Raw genomic sequence first — 20,859 nt, 5'->3', positions numbered from 1 at the left:
CTCAAGGAGAAGCGGATGAAACAGTATTTGATCGCCCCCTCAATTCTGTCGGCTGATTTTGCCCGCCTGGGTGAGGACACCGCGAGAGCGCTGACTGCCGGAGCCGACGTCGTGCACTTCGATGTCATGGACAATCATTACGTACCGAACCTGACCATCGGCCCGATGGTGCTGAAATCGTTGCGTAAATATGGCATTACCGCCCCGATTGATGTTCACCTGATGGTGAAACCGGTCGATCGTATTGTCCCGGACTTCGCCGCAGCCGGCGCCAGCATCATTACTTTTCACCCGGAAGCCTCCGAGCATGTCGATCGCACTTTACAGCTGATCAAAGAACATGGCTGTAAAGCGGGCCTGGTATTCAACCCGGCAACGCCGCTGAGCTATCTGGACTACGTCATGGATAAGCTCGACGTGATCCTGCTGATGTCCGTTAACCCAGGTTTTGGCGGGCAGTCTTTCATCCCACAAACGCTGGATAAGCTGCGTGAAGTACGTCGCCGTATTGATGAGTCTGGCTACGATATCCGTCTGGAAGTGGACGGCGGCGTCAAGGTGAACAACATCGGTGAGATCGCGGCGGCGGGTGCAGATATGTTTGTCGCAGGCTCTGCTATTTTCGACCAACCAGACTACAAAAAAGTCATTGATGAAATGCGCAATGAACTGGCGAAGGTAAGTCATGGATAAGTTTCAGGATATTCGGGGCGCTGCATTTGACCTCGACGGCACGCTGGTCGACAGCGCGCCGGGATTAGCCGCAGCGGTGGATATGGCGCTGTATGCGCTGGAACTGCCGGTGGCCGGTGAAGAACGCGTTATCACCTGGATTGGTAACGGTGCAGATGTACTAATGGAGCGCGCGCTGGCGTGGTCTCGTCAGGAGCGCGCGACATTACGTAAAACAATGGGTAAACCACCCGTTGATGATGATATTCCCGCCGAGGAACAGGTGCGGATTTTGCGCAAGCTGTTCGACAGATACTACGGCGATGTCGCAGAAGAGGGGACATTCCTGTTCCCTGATGTAGCCGATACGTTGGGCGCGCTGCATGCGAAAGGATTGCCGCTGGGTCTGGTGACTAACAAACCGACCCCGTTTGTCGCGCCATTGCTTGAGGCGTTAGATATCGCCAAATACTTTAGCGTGGTCATCGGTGGCGACGACGTGCAGAATAAAAAACCCCATCCGGATCCGCTGCTGCTGGTGGCAAGTAAGCTTGGCATCAAGCCTGAGCAAATGCTCTTCGTAGGGGATTCACGCAATGATATTCAGGCGGCAAAAGCTGCTGGTTGTCCGTCCGTTGGCCTGACCTATGGCTACAACTACGGCGAGTCGATCGCGCTGAGCCTGCCCGACGTTATTTACGACCGTATTAATGAACTACTGCCCGCTCTCGGGCTTCCGCATAGCGAAAATCAGGAATCAAAAAATGACTAAGCCCATCGTTTTTAGTGGCGCACAGCCCTCAGGTGAATTGACCATTGGCAACTATATGGGTGCGCTGCGTCAGTGGGTGAGCATGCAGGATGACTACCATTGCATCTACTGCATCGTTGACCAACATGCTATCACCGTTCGTCAGGACGCTCAGCAGTTGCGTAAAGCAACGCTGGATACGCTGGCGCTATACCTGGCATGCGGTATCGATCCTGAAAAAAGCACTATTTTCGTCCAGTCTCATGTGCCGGAACACGCACAGTTAGGTTGGGCGCTGAACTGCTACACCTATTTCGGTGAGCTGAGCCGTATGACCCAGTTCAAAGATAAATCCGCACGTTATGCGGAGAACATTAACGCCGGGCTGTTTGATTATCCGGTACTGATGGCGGCAGACATCCTGCTGTATCAGACCAACCAGGTCCCGGTTGGCGAAGATCAGAAACAGCATCTGGAGCTGAGCCGCGACATCGCCCAGCGCTTCAACGCCCTGTATGGCGACATCTTCAAAGTGCCGGAGCCGTTCATTCCTAAATCCGGCGCGCGTGTGATGTCGCTGCTGGAGCCGACGAAGAAGATGTCAAAATCTGATGACAACCGCAACAACGTTATCGGCCTGCTGGAAGACCCGAAATCTGTCGTCAAAAAAATCAAACGTGCGATGACCGACTCGGAAGAGCCGCCAGTTGTTCGTTACGATGTGAAAGAAAAAGCGGGCGTTTCCAACCTGCTGGATATCCTCTCTGCCGTCACTGGCCAGAGCATTCCGGAGCTGGAAAAACACTTCGAAGGCAAAATGTATGGCCATCTGAAAGGCGAAGTTGCTGAGGCTGTTTCCGGCATGCTAACTGAGCTTCAGGAGCGTTATCACCGTTTCCGTAACGATGAAGCTTTCCTGCAGAAAGTGATGAAAGACGGTGCTGAAAAAGCCAGCGCCCGTGCGTCTGTTACGCTGAAAGCCGTTTATGAAGCCATTGGTTTTGTCGCCAAGCCGTAATACGCGCTGCAGTTCTGAAGAAACCGGGGTATACCCGGTTTTTTTTCGCCTGTTTGTTTGTGAATAGCAAAAACTGTGAAGCACCTCGCCGTTTGCATATTTCCTTGTTGCGCTATATTTTCATTTTAATGAAGATATAAATATTCAATTTACTGAAAATATATAATGAGTCGGACATTTATTAAGAAGGAAGGGGTTGTACTGACAACCCTGGCCCGTTACCTGCTCGGTGAAAAGTGTGGTAACCGTTTGAAAACCATTGATGAACTGGCGAGCGAATGCCGCTCGTCGGTGGGATTAACGCAGGCCGCGCTAAAAACACTGGAATCGTCAGGCGCGATCCGTATTGAGCGTCGTGGGCGTAATGGTAGTTACCTGGTAGAGATGGATAACCGCACGCTGTTGACGCATGTGGATATCAATACTGTGGTCTGTGCGATGCCGCTACCCTACACCCGTTTATATGAAGGGCTGGCGAGTGGGCTTAAGGCACAGTTTGATGGGATCCCGTTTTATTACGCACACATGCGTGGGGCCGATATTCGCGTGGAATGCCTGCTAAACGGCGTTTACGACATGGCGGTGGTTTCTCGCCTGGCTGCGGAAAGTTATCTTGCCCAGGACGGGCTGCGCATCACGTTGGCGCTGGGGCCGCATACCTACGTCGGCGAACATCAACTGATTTGTCGCAAAGGCGAATGTGCCGCGGTAAAACGGGTCGGGCTCGATAATCGCTCGGCGGATCAGAAAATCATGACCGAGGCCTGTTTTGGCGATCGTGACGTTGAACTGATCGATATGCCTTACCACGAGAGTTTGCAGCGCATCGCGAAAGGAGATGTCGATGCGGTGATCTGGAACGTGGTAGCAGAGGCCGAATTGGCGGTACTGGGATTAGAAGCCACGCCGCTCACCAACGATCCGCGCTTTCTACAGGCCACGGAGGCGGTGGTGCTGACCCGGGCAGAGGATTATCCGATGCAACAGTTACTGCGGGCGGTTGTTAATAAAGAGGCACTGCTCGCCCACCAACAACGTGTGGCGAACGGTGAACAGGAACCCAGTTATTAAGTGAAGGCGAACGACATGGAAAACAGGTTGAACCTGCTGTGTGAAGCAGGTGTTATCGACAAGGATATTTGCAGCGGCATGCTGCAGGTCGTCAGGCGGCTGGACGAAGAATGGCGTTTGCCGATTCACAGCGAGCAAGGAACCATGGCGATGACGCATATGGCGAGTGCGCTCATGCGCAGTCGCCAGGGCGAGGTGATTGAAGCGCTGGATGGTGAGCTGCTGGAGGAACTGGCGCAATCTCATCTCTGGCCGACTATTTTACTGGTCCATCAGGCATTGCTGAAAGAATTCACGGTGACGCTACATGTGAATGAAGAAGGCTACATGCTGGCGAACTTGTATGGATTGTGGATGGCGGCACACGAAGACGTCTGAAATCAATGGGGAAATAGCGTATTGCATCCTAAATATTCAAAAAAATGAATATTTAGCTGAAGGATTAGAAACGAGGCAGAGAAATGTTTATAGACGCATTGAAACGCCAGAACCCCGCGCTAATCTCCGCCGCTGTCGCGCTGTGGCAGCAGGGAAAGATCGCGCCTGACAGTTGGGTTATTGATGTTGACCAGGTTATTGATAATGGCAAACGCCTGCTGGACGTCGCCAGGCAGTATGGCATCTCGCTGTACCTGATGACCAAACAGGTTGGACGCAATCCATGGCTGGCGGAGAAACTATTGCAGCTTGGCTATGAAGGCATCGTGGTTGTCGATTACAAGGAGAGTCGCGTCATGCGCCGTGCCGGGTTGCCGGTGGCGCATCAGGGACATCTGGTGCAGATCCCTTCGCGACAGGTCAATCAGGCTGTCGCACAAGGAACCGAGGTCATTACGTTGTTTTCGCTGGAGAAAGCGCGCGAAGTTTCGGCGGCGGCGGTGAAGGCCGGTTGCCAGCAAAACGTGATGCTGAAGGTGTATGACAAGGATGATTTTCTCTATCCGGGGCAAGAAAGCGGCTTTCCGCTGATATATCTGACGGATGTGGTCAATGAAATCCGCAGACTGCCGGGCCTGCGCCTGAGCGGCCTCACCCATTTCCCGTGCCTGTTATGGGATGAAAACTCCGCGCAGACGATGCCGACGCCTAATCTGCACACGCTGGTGAGTGCCCGGCGTCAGTTGGCCCAAGCCGGAATTACTATTGATCAGCTTAATGCGCCGTCAGCCAGTAGCTGCACATCATTACCCCTACTGGCGGAATATGGCGTCACCCACGCCGAGCCGGGTCATGCGCTGACAGGCACCATCCCTGCCAATCAAAAGGGCGACCAGCCTGAACGTATTGCGATGCTGTGGCTGAGCGAGGTCTCGCACACGTTTCGCGGGGACAGTTATTGCTACGGCGGGGGCTATTACCGTCGCGGTCATGCGCAAAACGCACTGGTCTTTACGCCGGAAAATGACGCCCCCATAGCCGCGAAGCTAAAACCCGTTGACGACAGCAGTATCGATTACTACCTGCCCGTAGCCGGTGAGTTTCCGGTGAGCAGCGCAGTGATCTTCTGTTTTCGCACCCAGATCTTCGTGACGCGCAGCGACGTGGTGTTGGTGTCGGGTATCCAGCGTGGCGTGGCTGAAATCGTCGCGCGTTATGACAGTCTCGGCAATATTCTGGAGGACTAATGGCCCGATTCGTGGTGTTGGTAATCGACAGTTTTGGCGTCGGCGCAATGAAAGACGTTGCGCGGGTTAGACCTCAGGATGCCGGGGCGAATACTTGTGGACATATCCTGAGTGAATTCCCGCAGTTACGGCTACCTACGCTGGAAAAGTTGGGATTGATTAACGCGTTGGGTTATACGCCAGGCGTGATGAATCCTTCGGAATCGGCAGTCTGGGGCGTTGCACAGTTGCAGCATGAAGGTGGCGATACCTTCATGGGGCATCAGGAAATTTTAGGCACATGGCCTCAGGCGCCGCTGCGGATGCCATTTAACGACGTCATCGATGGCGTTGAGCAAGCGCTGAAATTGGCGGGCTGGCAGGTGGAACGCCGTGGTAGCGAGCTGGCGTTTCTGTGGGTCAACAATGCGGTTGCGGTGGGCGATAACCTCGAGGCTGATTTAGGTCAGGTCTACAACGTCACTGCCAACCTGTCCGCCATTGCGTTTGATGAGGTGCTAAAGATTGGCCGCATAGTGCGTGAACAGGTTCAGGTCGGGCGCGTCATAACCTTTGGCGGCCAGCTTGCGAACAGCCAGCGCATTCTGGATGCCGCCGAAACGATGGAAGGGCGCTTTGTTGGCATTAATGCCCCACGTTCTGGCGCGTATGAAAACGGCTTTCAGGTCAGGCATATGGGCTTTGGCGTAGATGAGCAGGTACAGGTACCGCAAAAACTGCATGACGCCGGGATCCCTACCGTGCTGGTCGGTAAAGTGGCGGATATCGTTGGCAATCCGCACGGGCGCAACTGGCAAAACCTGGTGGATAGCCAGCAGATCATGGATATCACCCTTAACGAATTTAACGCTGAGTCGACGGTATTTATCTGTACCAACATTCAGGAAACCGATCTTGCCGGGCACGCTGAAGACGTCGCGCGGTATGCCGAACGATTACAGCTTGTCGATCTTAATCTTTCGCGCCTTCTGGCTGCCATGGATCCCAATGACTGTCTGGTGGTCATGGCCGATCACGGCAACGATCCGACCATTGGGCACAGCCATCATACCCGGGAAGTTGTGCCAGTTCTGGTGTATCAACAGGGCCTGGAGCCTGCGCAATTAGGCATCCGGGCGACGTTATCCGATGTTGGCGCGACGGTGTGCGAGTTTTTTGGCGCGCAGCGACCGCAAAACGGCAGCTCTTTTCTTTCGGCTTTACGGCTTTCAGGAGACACCTTATGAATTTTGATCCGACGGGCTACACCTGGGTCCACGAGCATCTGCATATCGATCTCTCCGGGTTCAAGAATAACCTCGACTGCCGGTTAGATCAGTACGATCTCATCTGTCAGGAGATGAAGGATCTCCGGACGTCAGGCGTCAGCAACATTATTGAGATGACCAACCGCTATATGGGACGTAATCCGCAATTCATGCTCTCACTGATGCGTGATACCGGAATTAACGTTATGGCCTGTACAGGCTATTACCAGGATGCGTTTTTCCCTGAACATGTCGCAACCTGCAGCGTAGAGCAGCTCGCGCAGGAGATGGTCGATGAGATTGTCGTCGGTATTGATGGCACTGAATTGAAAGCCGGAATTATCGCGGAAATCGGCTCCAGCGAAGGGGTAATTACGCCGCTTGAAGAGAAGGTGTTTATCGCTGCAGCGCGGGCACATCGCGAAACCGGACGCCCTATCTCGACCCATACCTCTTTTAGCACGATGGGGTTGGAACAGCTGGCTCTGCTGAAGGCGCACGGCGTTGACCTTTCCCGTGTGACCGTGGGTCATTGTGATTTGAAAGATAACCTCGACAACATCTATCGCATGATTGATCTCGGCGCGTATGTGCAGTTCGATACCATCGGTAAAAACAACTATTACCCGGATGAGAAACGCATCGCCATGCTGCATGCGATACGCGATCGCGGACTGCTTAGCCACGTCATGCTCTCTATGGACATTACCCGCCGCTCGCATTTAAAAGCCAATGGCGGTAATGGCTACGACTACCTGTTAACCACCTTTATCCCACAGCTGCGCCAGTCAGGATTCAGTCAGGCCGATGTGGACACGATGTTACATGATAACCCTTCAAAATTTTTCCAATAAGGACAGAATCATGAAAAAGATTGGCGTTGCTGGCTTACAGCGTGAGCAGATTAAAAAAACTATCGAAACTGCCGCTCCGGGCTGTTTTGAAGTCTCCATTCATAACGATATGGAGGCGGCAATGAAGGTGAAATCCGGACAGTTGGATTACTACATCGGTGCGTGTAACACCGGCGCGGGGGCTGCGCTGTCGATTGCCATCGCGGTGATTGGCTACAACAAAAGCTGCACTATCGCCAAGCCGGGTATTAAGGCGAAAGACGAACAGATCGCAAAAATGGTCGCGGAAGGGAAAGTGGCATTTGGTCTCTCCGTCGAACATGTTGAACATGCGATTCCGATGCTGGTTAACCATCTGAAATAAAAGGCATGACTATGGATCTGTATATTCAGATTGTGGTGGTGGCCTGCCTGACCGGCATGACGTCACTTCTGGCGCATCGTTCGGCGGCTGTCTTTCATGACGGCATCCGTCCGATTCTGCCGCAGCTGATCGAGGGGTACATGAATCGCCGCGAGGCGGGAAGTATCGCGTTTGGTCTGAGTATTGGCTTTGTCGCGTCGGTTGGGATCTCCTTTACTCTGAAAACCGGCTTACTTAACGCCTGGCTGCTGTTCCTGCCGACGGATATTCTCGGCGTGCTGGCAATGAACAGCCTGTTGGCGTTCGGTCTGGGTGCTATCTGGGGCGTACTGATTCTGACCTGCCTGCTGCCGGTGAACCATCTGCTCACAGCGTTGCCGGTTGATGTACTGGGTAGCCTTGGCGAGCTGAGTTCTCCGGTCGTTTCCGCATTCGCACTTTTCCCGCTGGTCGCGATTTTCTACCAGTTTGGCTGGAAACACAGCATTATCGCGGCGGTGGTGGTGCTGATGACCCGCGTCGTGGTGGTGCGTTACTTCCCGCATCTGAACCCGGAATCGATTGAGATTTTTGTGGGGATGATGATGCTGCTGGTGATTGCCATTACGCATGATATTCGCCACCGTGGCGATGAAGAGATGGATGGCAGCGGGCTATCGGTCTTTGAAGAACGAACCTCGCGGATTATTAAAAACCTGCCGTACATCGCGATTGTCGGTGCACTGATTGCCGCCGTCGCCAGTATGAAGATTTTCGCTGGTAGCGAAGTTTCAATTTTTACGCTGGAAAAAGCCTATTCGGCGGGGATTACGCCGGAGCAATCGCAGACGCTGGTTAACCAGGCGGCGCTGGCAGAATTTATGCGTGGGTTGGGTTTTGTGCCGTTGATTGCCACCACCGCGCTGGCAACCGGTGTATACGCGGTAGCGGGCTTCACCTTTGTTTATTCCGTTGGCTATCTGGCTCCGAACCCGTGGATAGCGGCAATCCTTGGCGCTATCGTGATTTCCGCAGAAGTGCTGCTGCTACGCTCAATTGGCAAATGGCTGGGGCGTTATCCATCAGTGCGTAACGCGTCGGACAATATTCGTAATGCGATGAATATGCTGATGGAAATGGCGCTGTTGGTAGGCTCGATTTTTGCCGCCATCAAGATGGCTGGCTACACCGGTTTCTCGATTGCGGTGGCGATCTACTTCCTCAACGAATCGATAGGGCGTCCGGTTCAGAAGATGGCAGCCCCGGTCGTGGCAGTAATGATCACCGGTATTGTGCTGAATATTCTCTACTGGTTTGGTCTGTTTGTTCCGGCCTGAGGAGGTGTAAAACATGAAGACGTTCCCTCTGCAAAGCCTGACGATTGCGCAGGCACAGCAGAAGCAGTTTGCGTTGGTGGATGTGATCTGCCGTCACTTTCCGGGTGCTGATTTTCTGTCCGGCGGAGATTTGGGACTGGCTCCGGGGCTGAATCAGCCCCGGGTCACGCAGCGTGTGGAAAAGGTGTTGGCCGAGGCTTTTCATGCTGAGGCCGCTGCCCTGGTCCAGGGCGCAGGCACCGGGGCTATTCGCGCCGGGCTGGCTGCACTCCTCAAACCTGGGCAGCGACTGCTGGTTCACGACGCGCCTGTGTATCCGACAACACAGGTGATCATCGAGCAGATGGGCATCACCCTGGTCAGGGCTGATTTCAACTGCCCCTCGGCAATCATGCGGGCTATTACGCAGTATCGCCCTGACGCCGCGCTGGTACAGCATACGCGGCAGCAACCGCAGGACCGTTACGTTTTAGCGGATGTGTTGGCGGAAATAACGCAATGCGGCGTACCGACGTTAACCGATGATAACTACGCGGTGATGAAAGTAGACGGAATTGGTTGTGAACGAGGGGCGACGCTGTCCACCTTTTCCTGCTTTAAGCTCTTCGGTCCGGAAGGCGTAGGGGCGGTTGTCGGCAAGGCGGAGGTTATCGCTAAAATCCGTACCAGCCTCTATTCCGGTGGCAGCCAGATCCAGGGGGGGCAAGCACTGGAAGTGCTGCGTGGCCTGGTTTTCGCCCCTGTAATGCATGCGGTACAGGCTGGGGTAACTGAACGGCTGCTAACGATGCTCAATAGCGGAGTGCTACCCGAGGTGAAACAGGCTGTTATTGCCAATGCCCAGTCGAAGGTACTGATCGTGGAGTTTCACCAGCCGATTGCCGCCCGCGTGCTGAAGGTGGCGCAAGAAAGAGGCGCGCTACCGTACCCGGTGGGAGCGGAGTCGAAGTATGAGATCCCGCCGCTGTTCTATCGCCTTTCCGGGACATTTCGTGAAGCAAATCCGTCGTTGGGTGATTATGCGATTCGCATTAATCCAAATCGCAGTGGAGAAGAGACCGTACTACGTATTTTGCGCGAGAGCGTGAATGCGATGATGTGTGAATGAGTATCTAATCTATAAATGGAAAAACCGGGGAGTTCCCGGTTTTTTTGTATCTGCGCAATCGCTTCTATTACTGATCTGCAGCCGGGCCGCAACCACCAATAATTTTAGAAATTGAAATAGCCGGATGCAGTAAGTAATCGTAGCTACAGTTATTTTTTTTGTTTTCGATATGACCAGTACATGCAGTCAGCGTAGCCAGTACACCTGCCACGATGGTGATTTTTGCAAATTTAAACATGATAAAATCCTTGTAAGATATCTGTTTTTTAAATGGATGAAATCCATTTCTCGTCGATTAAGATATCAACTAAGGAAAATTTTAAATAGTCCGAATAAGGACATAGTAATGTTTGTGTGGAATATATTTTTAATGGATTAAAATACTATGAAATGTATCTGTAATTAATGAAATGATGAATGCTATGAATGATATATTGTGTAGATTAAATATTGATTCTTATGAATCATAAATAGATGCCCTGATATTAAGGGCATCTATTTAACGTTCAATTAATGGTTTGAGAACCAGTTGAGTTTATCACGCAGTCCAACCACGCGACCGACAATAATCAGCGCCGGACTTTCAACCTGTTGTGCCAGCTCACCGAGCTGCGTCAGTACCCCGTTGACGACGCGTTGCTTCACGGAAGTCCCGTTTTCTACCAGCGCGACGGTCATATCAGGCTGCATGCCAAACTCGATCAATTTTTCCTGGATGGTTGCGGCCTGGTTCAGTCCCATATAGAACACCAGCGTCTGTTTCTCGGCCGCCAGGTTTTCCCAGTCCAGTTCTCCGCCGGTTTTCAGGTGTCCGGTGACCAGACGTACACTCTGGGCGTAATCACGATGGGTCAGCGGAATGCCGGAATAGGCAGAACAACCGGATGCTGCGGTAATCCCTGGCACAACGGAGAATGGAATACCGGCGTGGCACAAGGTTTCCAGCTCTTCACCGCCGCGGCCAAAGATGAACGGGTCGCCACCTTTCAGTCGCACGACGCGTTTGCCCTGTTGCGCCTCACGCAGCAGGATCTGGTTAATCTCGTCCTGCGGGACGCAGTGGTAGCCCGCGCGTTTACCGACAAACACCCGGTCAGCATCGCGGCGTACGAGATTCATGATGTCGTCGGAAACCAGACGGTCATAAACCACGACATCCGCTTGCTGGATCTGCTGTAACCCTTTCAGTGTCAATAGCCCGGCATCGCCAGGACCGGCGCCAACCAGCACCACTTCACCACGATGGTCCAGCGGTTCGCTGAGCAACTGCTCGGTGGTTTCCTCGACGGCCTTCTGATCGCTGTTCGCCAGCGACTGTGCCAGTCGGTCATTAACGAACAATTTTTCCCAGAAGCGGCGACGTTCACCCATACTGGCAAATTGTTTTTTCACCCGGGAACGCAACTTGCCTGCATACTGCGCGACCTGACCCAGATGCTGAGGCAGTAAGGATTCGAGTCTTTCACGCAGCAGACGGGCAAGCACCGGCGATGTACCGCCGGAGGAAACCGCCACCATCAGCGGCGAGCGATCGATAATGGAGGGCATGATAAAACTGGCTGCTTTTGGCGCATCGACCACGTTGCAGAAGATGCGGCGTGACTCCGCAGCAGTACTGACGCTTTGGTTGACGGCGTCGTCATCGGTGGCGGCAATAGCCAGCCAGCAGGTGTCGAGCAGGGACTCATCGAACGGTCCCTCAACCAGCGTCAGCATGCCTTCATCTGCCCATACGGTAAACTGCGGAATAAACGCCAGCGCATTAACCGTTAAACGGGCGCCCGCTTCCAGCAGTAACCGCGCTTTGCGTTCTGCGACATCACCACCGCCGACGATCAGGCAGTCGCGGTCACGTAGTTGACAAAATATAGGCAAATGGTCCACGACATTACCCCTTAATTAATTATTAGCAGCCGCCTCTGGCTGGTTGATTTTTGCCGGAGCCGGACGCTCCGATTTTGGCGTAGCATACCAATAACCCAATCCCATGAATACGACACCGGACAAAGTATTACCGAGTGTCACCCACAGCAAGTTATGACCAATTCCTGACAAGGTATACGCCTCGCTGTGATGACCGAACCAGGAGAGGGCAAACAGTGTCATGTTGGCAACCGAGTGCTCATAGCCGGAAGCGATAAATGCCAGCAAACACCACCAGATTGCGAGGAACTTTGCTGTACCTTCGGTACGGATTGCCATCCAGATAGCCAGACAAACCAACCAGTTACACAGTGCGCCTTTAAAGAAAAGCACCGTTGCAGGCGCGGTGGCTTTTGCCAGTGCAACCGTATGTACAATGCTGGTATCGACCGGCAGCAGGCTACCGCCACCCCAACTGTACAGCAGGGCGACAAACACGGAACCCACCAGATTTCCCAGCCAGGTTTGCGGCAAAATGGCCCACATCTGACCGTGGCTGATGGTGCCCGCTTTTACGCCAAGTGTCAGGAACATTGTATGGCCTGTGAACAGTTCGGAACCGGCAATAATCACCAACGTCAATGCAATACCAAAGGTTGCACCCATCACCAGCGGACGCACAGACGGGTCAAGCAGATTACCGAGCGTAAAAATAAGGATGATGCCAAGGCCAACATAGGCTCCTGCCATGGCGGAGCTGACCCAGAATCCGAGTGGGTTATTAGCCGACAGGCGTGCGATGCGCGCAGCATTGGCCGCACACTTATTGATAGTGTCAGTAAACATTTGATTATCCTTTTCTCACTTCATCCTTTGCACTGCCTCTTTGTTGGCTGCCCTCGCTCACCCCAGTCACATAGTGAACTATGCTCCTGGGGGGTTGCTCAGTTGCTGCCGCGATGCAGCACAAATGATTTGGTGATAACAATTACAATGAAAAAAATACAAAAAAGGGGAGGCGTTGCGCCTCCCAAAAATTAATTAACCGCGCAGTTGTACCGTGCCGTCTTTCACGCGGGCTTCGTAATGTTTCACGGAGAACTGTTCGTCTTCCATGCACAGTCCGTCGCTTAAACGAAAGCGCTGTTTTTTCAGCGGGCTGGCGACCCACAATTCGCCCTGATGCTCCGCAATCAGCCCACGAGACAACACGCTCGACTCAAAAAACGGGTCAATGTTGCTGATCGCATACACCTGGTCGCTGTGATATGGGCGGAAAATCGCAACCTGCTCGCTACCTAACAGGGCGCAGACGCCTGTTGCAGGCAGAATGTCATCGATTTTGCAGATGTTTTTCCACTGGCTCATGCGTTTTCCTCCACCAGAGTGACCGGGATACGCTCGTATGGCGTGGCCGGACGATGTTGTTCACGTTCAGGCACAACCTGGACATTCGGATCGCGTTGATCGCTGTTGATAAAGTGTTTGAAGCGAACCTGTGCGGATGGGGTGTTAACAGTCTCCGTCCACTCGCAGACCACCGCCTCACGCAGACGGGCCATCTCTTCTTCCAGGTGCTGGTTCAGACCCAGTTTGTCGTCGATGATGACTGATTTCAGATACTCGATACCGCCTTCCAGATTATCTAACCATGGCGCGGTACGGGTCAGTTTATCGGCGGTACGGATATAGAACATCATGAAACGGTCAAGGTACTTGAGCAGCGTTTCGCGATCGATATCCGCTGCCAGCAGATCCGCATGGCGAGGTTTCATCCCACCGTTACCGCAAACGTACAGATTCCAGCCTTTCTCAGTGGCGATAATACCCACGTCTTTGCCCTGAGCTTCCGCACATTCGCGGGTACAGCCGGAGACGCCGAATTTCATTTTGTGCGGGGTACGAATACCTTTGTAGCGATTTTCCAGTTCCACGCCGAAGCCGACGCTATCGCCGACGCCATAACGACACCAGGTGCTACCGACGCAGGTTTTCGCCATACGCAGTGCTTTGGCGTACGCATGGCCGGTTTCAAAGCCCGCTTCAATCAGCTGGCGCCAGATTTCCGGCAGGTCATCTTTCTGCGCGCCGAACAGGCCGATACGCTGAGAACCGGTGATTTTGGTGTACAGGTTAAATTCACGCGCGATACGACCCACGGCAACCAGGCCTTCCGGGGTAATTTCACCGCCCGCAGAGCGCGGGATCACGGAGTAGGTACCGTCTTTCTGGATGTTTGCCAGGAAGTTGTCGTTGGTGTCCTGCAGCGGTGTGTGCTGTGGTTTGAGGATGTACTCATTCCAGCATGACGCCAGCAGGGAACCTACGGTCGGTTTGCACACTTCACAGCCGTAGCCTTTCCCGTGTTTTGCCAGCAGTTCTTCGAAGGTTTTAATACCTTCTACACGGATCAGATGGAACAGTTCCTGACGTGAGTACGGGAAATGTTCACACAGATTGTTGTTAACTTCGATCCCCTGTTTCGCCAGTTCGGCGTTCAGAACCTGCGTTACCAGCGGGATACACCCGCCGCAGCCGGTACCGGCTTTGGTTTCTGCTTTAAGCGCCGCCACGGTGTGGCAGCCTTTGTTGATAGCGGCAACCAGCATGCCTTTAGTGACATCAAAGCAGGAGCAAATCTGCGCGCTGTCCGGCAGTTTATCCACGCCGATAGACGGCTTACCACTGCCTGCGTGTGCTGGCAGAATCAGTGAATCCGGATTTTCTGGCAGTTCGATGGCGTTCAGCACCAGTTGCAGCAAATTGCCGTAATCGCTGGTGTCGCCCACCAGAACCGCGCCGAGCAGGGTTTTGTTATCTTCGCTAACGATGAGGCGTTTGTAGACTTCTTTGCTTTCGTCGAGATAGACGTAGCTACGGGCGCCCGGCGTGCGCGCATGCGCATCGCCAATCCCGCCAACATCTACGCCGAGGAGCTTCAGCTTGGCGCTCAGATCCGCGCCTTCAAAGGCGTTTTCGGTTTCGAGAATATGGTCAACGGCAACCTGCGCCATTTTGTAGCCTGGGGCCACCAGACCATACACGCGGTTGTTCCAGCTGGCGCATTCGCCGATGGCGTAGATATCCGGGTCAGAGGTCTGGCAAGAATCGTTAATCACGATCCCGCCGCGCGGCGCGACGTCCAGGCCGCACTGAGTCGCCAGTTTGTCGCGTGGGCGAATACCGGTGGAGAAGACGATGAAATCAACTTCCAGTTCGCTACCGTCGGCAAAACGCATGGTTTTGCGTGCTTCGGTGCCTTCCTGAACGATCTCTTTGGTATTTTTGCTGGTGTGCACACGCACGCCCATGCTTTCAATTTTGCGACGTAACTGCTCGCCACCCATATGATCCAGCTGTTCAGCCATCAGCATCGGTGCGAATTCAATGACGTGAGTTTCAACGCCGAGGTTTTTCAGAGCACCAGCGGCTTCCAGACCCAGCAGGCCACCACCGACGACGGCGCCGCGCTTACTACGACGCGCGCAAGACTCAATAGCGTTGAGGTCTTCAATGGTCCGGTAAACGAAACAGTCCTGGGTTTCCGAACCTTTAATCGGTGGGATCCACGGGTAAGAGCCCGTTGCCATGATCAGCTTATCGTAATAGACCGTACGACCTGCGCTGGAGTGGATCACCTTCTCCTGGCGGTTGATAGTAATTGCGCGCTCGCCCACTAACACCTTAACGCCGTGCTTCTCGTAGAATCCTTCACGCACCAGAGAAAGCTCTTCGGCGGTGTGGTGGGAGAAGTAGGAAGACAGGTGTACACGGTCGTACGCTTTGCGGGGTTCTTCACAGAAGACGGTAATATCAAAATTGGCAGCGTCGGATTTATCAAGAAGATCCTCAATAAAGCGATGGCCGACCATACCATTACCGATAATAGCGAGTCTGACTTTGCTCATTTTTGCCTCGATTTCTTTTCTATTACCGCCTACCTTAACGATTCAGCAACCCCGCTTATTGATGCAAATCAAATTCGCCTTTATATACTCCTTAAGAGGTATATGGCTGATTTAACTGCATTTTTATAAGTTACGGAATTAACTGGCTTTTCGTGTTTGTATAAAAAGCATACAAATTAAAGGGTTTTTGTAAGAGTTGGCCTACATGACCAGCGAAAGGAAGAGGGGGCGAGAATGTGCCGGACAGCGCAGATACTATCCGGCGTTGAGATTAATGCGTGACTGGCGCGTTATGCTGGCGATGACGCGTGACGAACCCAAGAATAAAGCACATCACGAATACAACAGCATACAAACCGTTAGCCGTCTGCAATGCCGCCAGCGGGCCGCTGTGCGCCACAATAGGACCGGTGACCACGAAGGTGAGCATTGTACCGATGGTGCCACAGGTCAGAACGAAGTTAACCAGTTTTGGTGAGGCGACCTTCGTCTGCTGTGAGCCGAGGGTAATAATGGTGGTATAAATCGCGCTGGAGAAGAAGCCCAGCGTCAGGATGAACCACGGCATATGTTCCGGCGTACCGGTGATGAACAGATACATCAGAACGGTGGCCAGACCTGCCAGTACAGTCAGGATGCGCTGCAGATCGAAGAATCGCAGGATAAAGCTAAATGCCCACATACCAACCATGTAAGACATCCAGAAATCGCTGACCAGTTTACCCGCATCGTTCAGGCTCATTCCCAGACTTTTGGCGTATTCCGGTACCCAGGAGATAAAGCCCAACTGACCGAGGATGTAACATAGCGCGGCGATCGCCAGGAACAGCACGCCAATACCCCATTTTTCTTTCACTACCGGGGCGTCCGGTTGTTGCGCGTGTTTACCCAGCGCCGGGAATTCGCAGCCAAAGGTCAGCAGGAAAATGGCGACGTAGACCAGGCCGATGCAGGCATAGACCCAATACCATTCAATACTGCGTGCTAACAGATACGCTGCTACCATCGGGAAAATCATCCCCGCCATGCTGAAGAATGAGTCAGTAAACAGCAGGCGGGAACCGCGCTGGCGACCTTCGTACATCTGGGTCACCAGGAATGTACCAATCGACATGGTGATACCACTCACCACACCCAGTACAAACATGGCAGCAGAGAACAAGGCCAGGCTATGGCTGAGCATCAGTCCGGCGACAGCCAGGACCATCAGGATAAAGCCAAAGCGCAACTGAGTTTTCAGTGGCACAATTTCCATCAACCATGCATTCAGAAAGATAGAGATCAGAATGCCTGCATTCAGGAAGGTGAAGGTATTACTCATACTGGAAACGGGCAAATGGAAATAGTCTGCGATGTTTCCCATCACCATCCCGGTGACAATTACCAACGCACCTGTCAGGGCGTAGGAGAGAAAGCTAATCCATGTGAGCTTGATGCGATTGCTGTTAGTCATGACTGGCCTGTATAGAAGTGTAAGGCGCATTGACTGCGCCGTGAGCGGGCAGATTTTAGGCGATTTTGTGATGTATTTAAATATTTATTGGTAATGACTTTATTTATTACATTTTTGTATGTGATATGAATCACATTGAGTGATGCAGCAGTAAGGTTACATTTGTTTCAGGTACGTAAAATTAGGTAAAGGGATGGCCTTGTCCTTGAAGGCTCTTTAGAATCAATTCACTTGCTTCATTTCTGCTCTTGTTAAGGAATTCTCATGCTCAAATCGACTCTGGCGGCTGTTGCAGCTGTTCTCGCCCTTTCTGCTCTCTCTCCCGCAGCACTGGCAGCAAAAGGGGACCCGCATGTCCTGCTGACAACTTCTGCCGGTAACATTGAGCTGGAGCTGAACAGTCAGAAAGCCCCGGTTTCAGTGCAAAACTTTGTCGATTATGTCAACAGTGGTTTCTATAACAACACCACGTTCCACCGTGTGATCCCTGGTTTTATGGTGCAGGGCGGTGGTTTTACCGAGCAGATGCAGCAGAAGAAACCTAACCCGCCAATCAAGAACGAAGCCGATAACGGACTGCGTAACACCCGTGGCACGATTGCCATGGCGCGTACTGCGGATAAAGACAGCGCGACCAGCCAGTTCTTTATCAACATTGCAGACAACGCTTTCCTCGATCACGGCCAGCGCGACTTTGGCTACGCTGTTTTCGGTAAAGTTGTGAAAGGGATGGATGTCGCGGATAAGATCTCTCAGGTTCAGACCCATGATGTGGGTCCTTACCAGAATGTTCCGTCAAAACCGATTGTTATCCTGTCTGCCAAAGTCCTGCCGTAATCGTATTTTGCGCGGGCAATGCTTGCCCGCGTTCTCTCGCTTCTCTGCGTAACCCGAAATTGCTGCTTATACTTGTGGCAAGTGTCGGCTCATTCAGGGAGGTCACGTGAAAAAACTCACCGATAAACAAAAGTCCAGGGTCTGGGAACAACGGCGAAACGCCAATTTCCAGGCCAGTCGGCGGCTGGAAGGCGTGGATATTCCACAGGTTACCCTGAGCGCTGAAGACGCGCTGGCGCGTCTTGAAGCGTTGAGGAGGCACTATGAGCGATAAATTCGGTGATGGACGTGACCCCTACTTGTATCCGGGCCTGAATGTCATGCGTAACCGCCTGGGTATTCACCAGGCGCAGCGTCTGGCGCAGGCCGCTTATGAGTTGACGGCGCTGCGCGCAGCCACTATCGAATTGGGCCCGCTTAAACGGGGTTTGCCGCATCTGTGCGCTATTCATCGCCAACTCTATCAGGATATTTTTGACTGGGCGGGACATCTGCGAGAAGTCGATATTTACCAGGGTGATACCCGCTTTTGCCATTTCGCTTATATCGAGAAAGAGGGCAATGCGCTGATGCAGGACCTGGAAGACGAGTCCTGGCTGGTGGGGTTATCGGAAGACAAGTTTGTCGACCGACTTGCGCACTACTATTGTGAAATCAACGTACTGCATCCGTTTCGTATTGGCAGCGGTCTGGCGCAGCGTATTTTCTTTGAACAGTTAGCGATTCATGCCGGGTATATGTTGAGCTGGGATGGCATCCAGGTTGAAGAATGGAACCGGGCTAATCAGGGCGGGGCGATGGGAGACCTGTCTGCGCTGCGGGTGATATTTCGTAAAGTGGTAAGCGTAGTCCCGGAAACTGAGTAGAATAGCGCGGTTCTTATGTACCGGAGCCGCCATGATTCTGCTTATCGATAACTATGATTCATTTACCTGGAACCTGTATCAATACTTCTGTGAACTGGGGGCTGATGTCCTTGTCAGGCGCAACGACGAGCTGACGCTGTCGCAAATCGATGCGCTGAATCCGCAAAAAATCGTCATTTCCCCGGGACCTTGTACGCCGGATGACGCCGGTATTTCGCTGGATGTTATTCGCTATTTCGCGGGGAAGATCCCTCTGCTGGGGGTTTGTCTGGGGCACCAGGCGATGGCGCAGGCCTTTGGCGCGACCGTGGTGCGGGCGGCTAGAGTGATGCACGGTAAAACGTCGCCTATTTCGCATAACGAGCAGGGTGTTTTTCAGGGACTCGCCAATCCATTAACGGTAACGCGCTACCATTCTCTGGTGGTCGCTCCCGAAACCCTTCCTGACTGCTTTGAGGTGACCGCCTGGAGTGAAACGCAGGAGATCATGGGTATTCGTCACCGGGAGTGGGATATGGAGGGGGTGCAGTTTCACCCGGAGAGCATTCTCAGCGAACAGGGGCATCAGCTGCTGGCTAATTTTCTCAACCGGTGATTTGTGGTTGCTATTCAGTGATTTTTTATTCATATTTTGTGATTATAATTTCACTAGCATTTCTGCTTAACAGGGTGGTAATGACATGGCAACTGAACAAACTGCAATTACACGCGCGACATTCGATGAAGTGATTCTGCCGATTTATGCACCGGCTGAGTTTATCCCGGTAAAAGGGAAAGGGAGTCGAGTGTGGGATCAACAGGGTAAAGAGTATGTTGATTTCGCAGGCGGTATTGCAGTTACCGCGTTAGGGCATTGCCATCCGGCGCTGGTTGAGGCGTTAACCACCCAGGGCGAAACCCTGTGGCATACCAGCAATGTTTTCACCAACGAACCGGCGTTACGCTTAGGTCGTAAACTCATTGATGCGACCTTCGCCGAGCGCGTACTGTTCATGAACTCCGGTACCGAAGCTAACGAAACCGCCTTTAAGCTGGCGCGCCACTATGCCTGCGTGCGCCATAGCCCGTTCAAAACCAAGATTATTGCCTTCCACAACGCGTTTCACGGTCGTTCGCTGTTTACCGTATCCGTTGGCGGGCAACCGAAATATTCCGACGGCTTTGGACCCAAACCGGCAGATATCATCCATGTCCCGTTTAACGATCTGCATGCGGTCAAAGCGGTGATGGACGATCACACCTGCGCGGTGGTGATCGAGCCTATTCAGGGCGAGGGTGGCGTTACTGCGGCAACGCCGGCATTCCTGCAAGGCTTGCGTGAGCTCTGTGATCAGCACCAGGCGCTGTTGGTATTTGATGAAGTACAGAGCGGGATGGGGCGTACTGGCTCACTGTTTGCCTATATGCACTACGGCGTGACGCCGGATATCCTGACCAGTGCCAAGGCGCTCGGCGGCGGCTTCCCGGTGAGTGCGGTACTGACTACCCAGGAGATTGCCTCGGCGTTCCACGTGGGCTCGCATGGTTCCACTTATGGCGGTAATCCGCTGGCCTGTGCGGTTGCGGGAGCTGCGTTTGATATCATCAACACGCCGGAAGTGCTGGAAGGTATTCAGGCCAAACGCCAGGCGTTTGTTCAGCATTTGCAGAAAATTGACCAGCAGTTTGACATTTTCAGCGACATTCGCGGTATGGGACTGCTGATTGGCGCCGAACTGAAGCCGCAGTTTAAAGGCCGGGCGCGTGATTTCTTGTACGCCGCGGCGAATGAAGGCGTGATGGTACTGAACGCCGGACCGGACGTGATGCGTTTCGCGCCGTCGCTGGTGGTGGAGCAGACCGATATCGATGAAGGGATGCAGCGCTTCGCGCAGGCCGTGGCGAAAGTGGTGGCTTGACGATCTTA

The 20,859-nt window shown here is 53.1% G+C and carries 22 protein-coding genes; 16 read left to right on the top strand and 6 right to left on the bottom strand.

Annotation, left to right across the window (positions count from 1 at the left end; translation table 11 throughout):
• Positions 1 to 15 precede the first annotated feature (15 nt).
• From rpe to ACU8YC_RS16470, 11 genes are all read left to right on the top strand, one after another.
• Positions 16 to 693: a ribulose-phosphate 3-epimerase gene (rpe, locus tag ACU8YC_RS16520; RefSeq protein WP_003023561.1), complete on the top strand. Its 678-nt coding sequence runs from the start codon at positions 16 to 18 to the stop codon at positions 691 to 693.
• A complete protein-coding gene (gene gph / locus ACU8YC_RS16515; RefSeq protein ID WP_286542779.1) occupies positions 686 to 1,444 on the top strand; it encodes a phosphoglycolate phosphatase in 759 nt (252 codons plus the stop codon). Before rpe ends, gph begins: the two co-directional genes overlap by 8 nt.
• The gene (gene trpS / locus ACU8YC_RS16510; protein ID WP_151216845.1) at positions 1,437 to 2,441 is read left to right on the top strand and encodes a tryptophan--tRNA ligase; all 1,005 of its coding nucleotides are present in this window, start codon (positions 1,437 to 1,439) and stop codon (positions 2,439 to 2,441) included. The genes gph and trpS overlap by 8 nt, the downstream gene beginning before the upstream one ends.
• Positions 2,442 to 2,606: 165 nt before the next feature.
• Entirely contained in the window at positions 2,607 to 3,512 is a 906-nt protein-coding gene (gene yhfZ / locus ACU8YC_RS16505) for a GntR family transcriptional regulator YhfZ (protein WP_151216844.1), read from the top strand.
• A 15-nt stretch (positions 3,513 to 3,527) separates the two neighbouring features.
• Complete coding sequence (locus tag ACU8YC_RS16500; protein WP_151216843.1) at positions 3,528 to 3,890, top strand: PRD domain-containing protein; 363 nt, start codon at positions 3,528 to 3,530, stop codon at positions 3,888 to 3,890.
• An 83-nt stretch (positions 3,891 to 3,973) separates the two neighbouring features.
• On the top strand, positions 3,974 to 5,137 hold the full coding sequence (locus ACU8YC_RS16495; protein WP_151216842.1) for a YhfX family PLP-dependent enzyme: 1,164 nt from the start codon (positions 3,974 to 3,976) through the stop codon (positions 5,135 to 5,137).
• Positions 5,137 to 6,363: a phosphopentomutase gene (locus ACU8YC_RS16490; protein WP_446895557.1), complete on the top strand. Its 1,227-nt coding sequence runs from the start codon at positions 5,137 to 5,139 to the stop codon at positions 6,361 to 6,363. The genes ACU8YC_RS16495 and ACU8YC_RS16490 overlap by 1 nt, the downstream gene beginning before the upstream one ends.
• On the top strand, positions 6,360 to 7,238 hold the full coding sequence (locus ACU8YC_RS16485) for a phosphotriesterase-related protein (protein ID WP_151224122.1): 879 nt from the start codon (positions 6,360 to 6,362) through the stop codon (positions 7,236 to 7,238). Before ACU8YC_RS16490 ends, ACU8YC_RS16485 begins: the two co-directional genes overlap by 4 nt.
• A gap of 10 nt (positions 7,239 to 7,248) precedes the next feature.
• On the top strand, positions 7,249 to 7,602 hold the full coding sequence (locus tag ACU8YC_RS16480) for a DUF2620 domain-containing protein (RefSeq protein ID WP_187253785.1): 354 nt from the start codon (positions 7,249 to 7,251) through the stop codon (positions 7,600 to 7,602).
• 11 nt (positions 7,603 to 7,613) lie between these two features.
• A complete protein-coding gene (locus ACU8YC_RS16475) occupies positions 7,614 to 8,918 on the top strand; it encodes a YhfT family protein (RefSeq protein WP_151216839.1) in 1,305 nt (434 codons plus the stop codon).
• A 13-nt stretch (positions 8,919 to 8,931) separates the two neighbouring features.
• Positions 8,932 to 10,026 (top strand): aminotransferase class I/II-fold pyridoxal phosphate-dependent enzyme, encoded by a 1,095-nt coding sequence (locus tag ACU8YC_RS16470; RefSeq protein ID WP_151224121.1) that lies wholly within the window; start codon positions 8,932 to 8,934, stop codon positions 10,024 to 10,026.
• Positions 10,027 to 10,093: 67 nt separating this feature from the next.
• Here the strand turns inward: ACU8YC_RS16470 and ACU8YC_RS16465 are convergent, their stop codons facing one another.
• From ACU8YC_RS16465 to tsgA, 6 genes are all read right to left on the bottom strand, one after another.
• Positions 10,094 to 10,264 carry a YhfL family protein gene (locus tag ACU8YC_RS16465; RefSeq protein WP_187253783.1) on the bottom strand — a complete coding sequence of 57 codons (171 nt, stop codon included), beginning with the start codon at positions 10,262 to 10,264 and terminating at the stop codon, positions 10,094 to 10,096.
• 272 nt (positions 10,265 to 10,536) lie between these two features.
• The gene (gene cysG / locus ACU8YC_RS16460) at positions 10,537 to 11,910 is read right to left on the bottom strand and encodes a siroheme synthase CysG (RefSeq protein ID WP_151216837.1); all 1,374 of its coding nucleotides are present in this window, start codon (positions 11,908 to 11,910) and stop codon (positions 10,537 to 10,539) included.
• A gap of 15 nt (positions 11,911 to 11,925) precedes the next feature.
• Complete coding sequence (nirC, locus tag ACU8YC_RS16455; protein ID WP_187253782.1) at positions 11,926 to 12,735, bottom strand: nitrite transporter NirC; 810 nt, start codon at positions 12,733 to 12,735, stop codon at positions 11,926 to 11,928.
• 195 nt (positions 12,736 to 12,930) lie between these two features.
• On the bottom strand, positions 12,931 to 13,257 hold the full coding sequence (gene nirD, locus ACU8YC_RS16450; protein WP_151216835.1) for a nitrite reductase small subunit NirD: 327 nt from the start codon (positions 13,255 to 13,257) through the stop codon (positions 12,931 to 12,933).
• Positions 13,254 to 15,797 carry an NADPH-nitrite reductase large subunit gene (nirB, locus tag ACU8YC_RS16445; protein WP_151216834.1) on the bottom strand — a complete coding sequence of 848 codons (2,544 nt, stop codon included), beginning with the start codon at positions 15,795 to 15,797 and terminating at the stop codon, positions 13,254 to 13,256. The genes nirD and nirB overlap by 4 nt, the downstream gene beginning before the upstream one ends.
• A gap of 271 nt (positions 15,798 to 16,068) precedes the next feature.
• Positions 16,069 to 17,250, bottom strand: a complete 1,182-nt coding sequence (gene tsgA / locus ACU8YC_RS16440; protein ID WP_151216833.1) for an MFS transporter TsgA — start codon at positions 17,248 to 17,250, stop codon at positions 16,069 to 16,071.
• 264 nt (positions 17,251 to 17,514) lie between these two features.
• Here tsgA and ppiA point away from each other — a divergent pair, with 264 nt between their 5' ends.
• The 5 genes from ppiA to argD all read left to right on the top strand — a co-directional run bounded on the left by ppiA (position 17,515) and on the right by argD (position 20,851).
• Positions 17,515 to 18,087, top strand: coding sequence for a peptidylprolyl isomerase A (gene ppiA / locus ACU8YC_RS16435; RefSeq protein ID WP_003023595.1), 573 nt, complete (start codon positions 17,515 to 17,517; stop codon positions 18,085 to 18,087).
• A gap of 106 nt (positions 18,088 to 18,193) precedes the next feature.
• A complete protein-coding gene (locus ACU8YC_RS16430) occupies positions 18,194 to 18,361 on the top strand; it encodes a YhfG family protein (RefSeq protein WP_151216832.1) in 168 nt (55 codons plus the stop codon).
• On the top strand, positions 18,351 to 18,953 hold the full coding sequence (locus ACU8YC_RS16425; protein ID WP_151224118.1) for a putative adenosine monophosphate-protein transferase Fic: 603 nt from the start codon (positions 18,351 to 18,353) through the stop codon (positions 18,951 to 18,953). Before ACU8YC_RS16430 ends, ACU8YC_RS16425 begins: the two co-directional genes overlap by 11 nt.
• Positions 18,954 to 18,984: 31 nt before the next feature.
• Positions 18,985 to 19,548 carry an aminodeoxychorismate synthase component 2 gene (gene pabA, locus ACU8YC_RS16420; RefSeq protein WP_286539456.1) on the top strand — a complete coding sequence of 188 codons (564 nt, stop codon included), beginning with the start codon at positions 18,985 to 18,987 and terminating at the stop codon, positions 19,546 to 19,548.
• Between the two features lie 85 nt (positions 19,549 to 19,633).
• Positions 19,634 to 20,851, top strand: a complete 1,218-nt coding sequence (gene argD / locus ACU8YC_RS16415; protein ID WP_286539458.1) for a bifunctional acetylornithine/succinyldiaminopimelate transaminase — start codon at positions 19,634 to 19,636, stop codon at positions 20,849 to 20,851.
• The last annotated feature ends 8 nt before the right edge of the window (positions 20,852 to 20,859 follow it).

This window comes from Citrobacter sp. VF227 (genome assembly GCF_052950715.1).
This window is presented reverse-complemented; position numbering and strand designations above follow the sequence as displayed.

Coding starts and splice junctions, on each gene's coding strand:
- ACU8YC_RS16495 (WP_151216842.1), top strand. CDS start 3,974: ATGTTTATAGACGCATTGAAACGCCAGAACCCCGCGCTAATCTCCGCC.
- ACU8YC_RS16480 (WP_187253785.1), top strand. CDS start 7,249: ATGAAAAAGATTGGCGTTGCTGGCTTACAGCGTGAGCAGATTAAAAAA.
- ACU8YC_RS16425 (WP_151224118.1), top strand. CDS start 18,351: ATGAGCGATAAATTCGGTGATGGACGTGACCCCTACTTGTATCCGGGC.
- ACU8YC_RS16475 (WP_151216839.1), top strand. CDS start 7,614: ATGGATCTGTATATTCAGATTGTGGTGGTGGCCTGCCTGACCGGCATG.
- pabA (WP_286539456.1), top strand. CDS start 18,985: ATGATTCTGCTTATCGATAACTATGATTCATTTACCTGGAACCTGTAT.
- yhfZ (WP_151216844.1), top strand. CDS start 2,607: ATGAGTCGGACATTTATTAAGAAGGAAGGGGTTGTACTGACAACCCTG.
- trpS (WP_151216845.1), top strand. CDS start 1,437: ATGACTAAGCCCATCGTTTTTAGTGGCGCACAGCCCTCAGGTGAATTG.
- nirC (WP_187253782.1), bottom strand. CDS start 12,735: ATGTTTACTGACACTATCAATAAGTGTGCGGCCAATGCTGCGCGCATC.
- ACU8YC_RS16470 (WP_151224121.1), top strand. CDS start 8,932: ATGAAGACGTTCCCTCTGCAAAGCCTGACGATTGCGCAGGCACAGCAG.
- ACU8YC_RS16500 (WP_151216843.1), top strand. CDS start 3,528: ATGGAAAACAGGTTGAACCTGCTGTGTGAAGCAGGTGTTATCGACAAG.
- ACU8YC_RS16465 (WP_187253783.1), bottom strand. CDS start 10,264: ATGTTTAAATTTGCAAAAATCACCATCGTGGCAGGTGTACTGGCTACG.
- gph (WP_286542779.1), top strand. CDS start 686: ATGGATAAGTTTCAGGATATTCGGGGCGCTGCATTTGACCTCGACGGC.
- nirB (WP_151216834.1), bottom strand. CDS start 15,797: ATGAGCAAAGTCAGACTCGCTATTATCGGTAATGGTATGGTCGGCCAT.
- ACU8YC_RS16490 (WP_446895557.1), top strand. CDS start 5,137: ATGGCCCGATTCGTGGTGTTGGTAATCGACAGTTTTGGCGTCGGCGCA.
- nirD (WP_151216835.1), bottom strand. CDS start 13,257: ATGAGCCAGTGGAAAAACATCTGCAAAATCGATGACATTCTGCCTGCA.
- argD (WP_286539458.1), top strand. CDS start 19,634: ATGGCAACTGAACAAACTGCAATTACACGCGCGACATTCGATGAAGTG.
- ACU8YC_RS16485 (WP_151224122.1), top strand. CDS start 6,360: ATGAATTTTGATCCGACGGGCTACACCTGGGTCCACGAGCATCTGCAT.
- tsgA (WP_151216833.1), bottom strand. CDS start 17,250: ATGACTAACAGCAATCGCATCAAGCTCACATGGATTAGCTTTCTCTCC.
- ppiA (WP_003023595.1), top strand. CDS start 17,515: ATGCTCAAATCGACTCTGGCGGCTGTTGCAGCTGTTCTCGCCCTTTCT.
- rpe (WP_003023561.1), top strand. CDS start 16: ATGAAACAGTATTTGATCGCCCCCTCAATTCTGTCGGCTGATTTTGCC.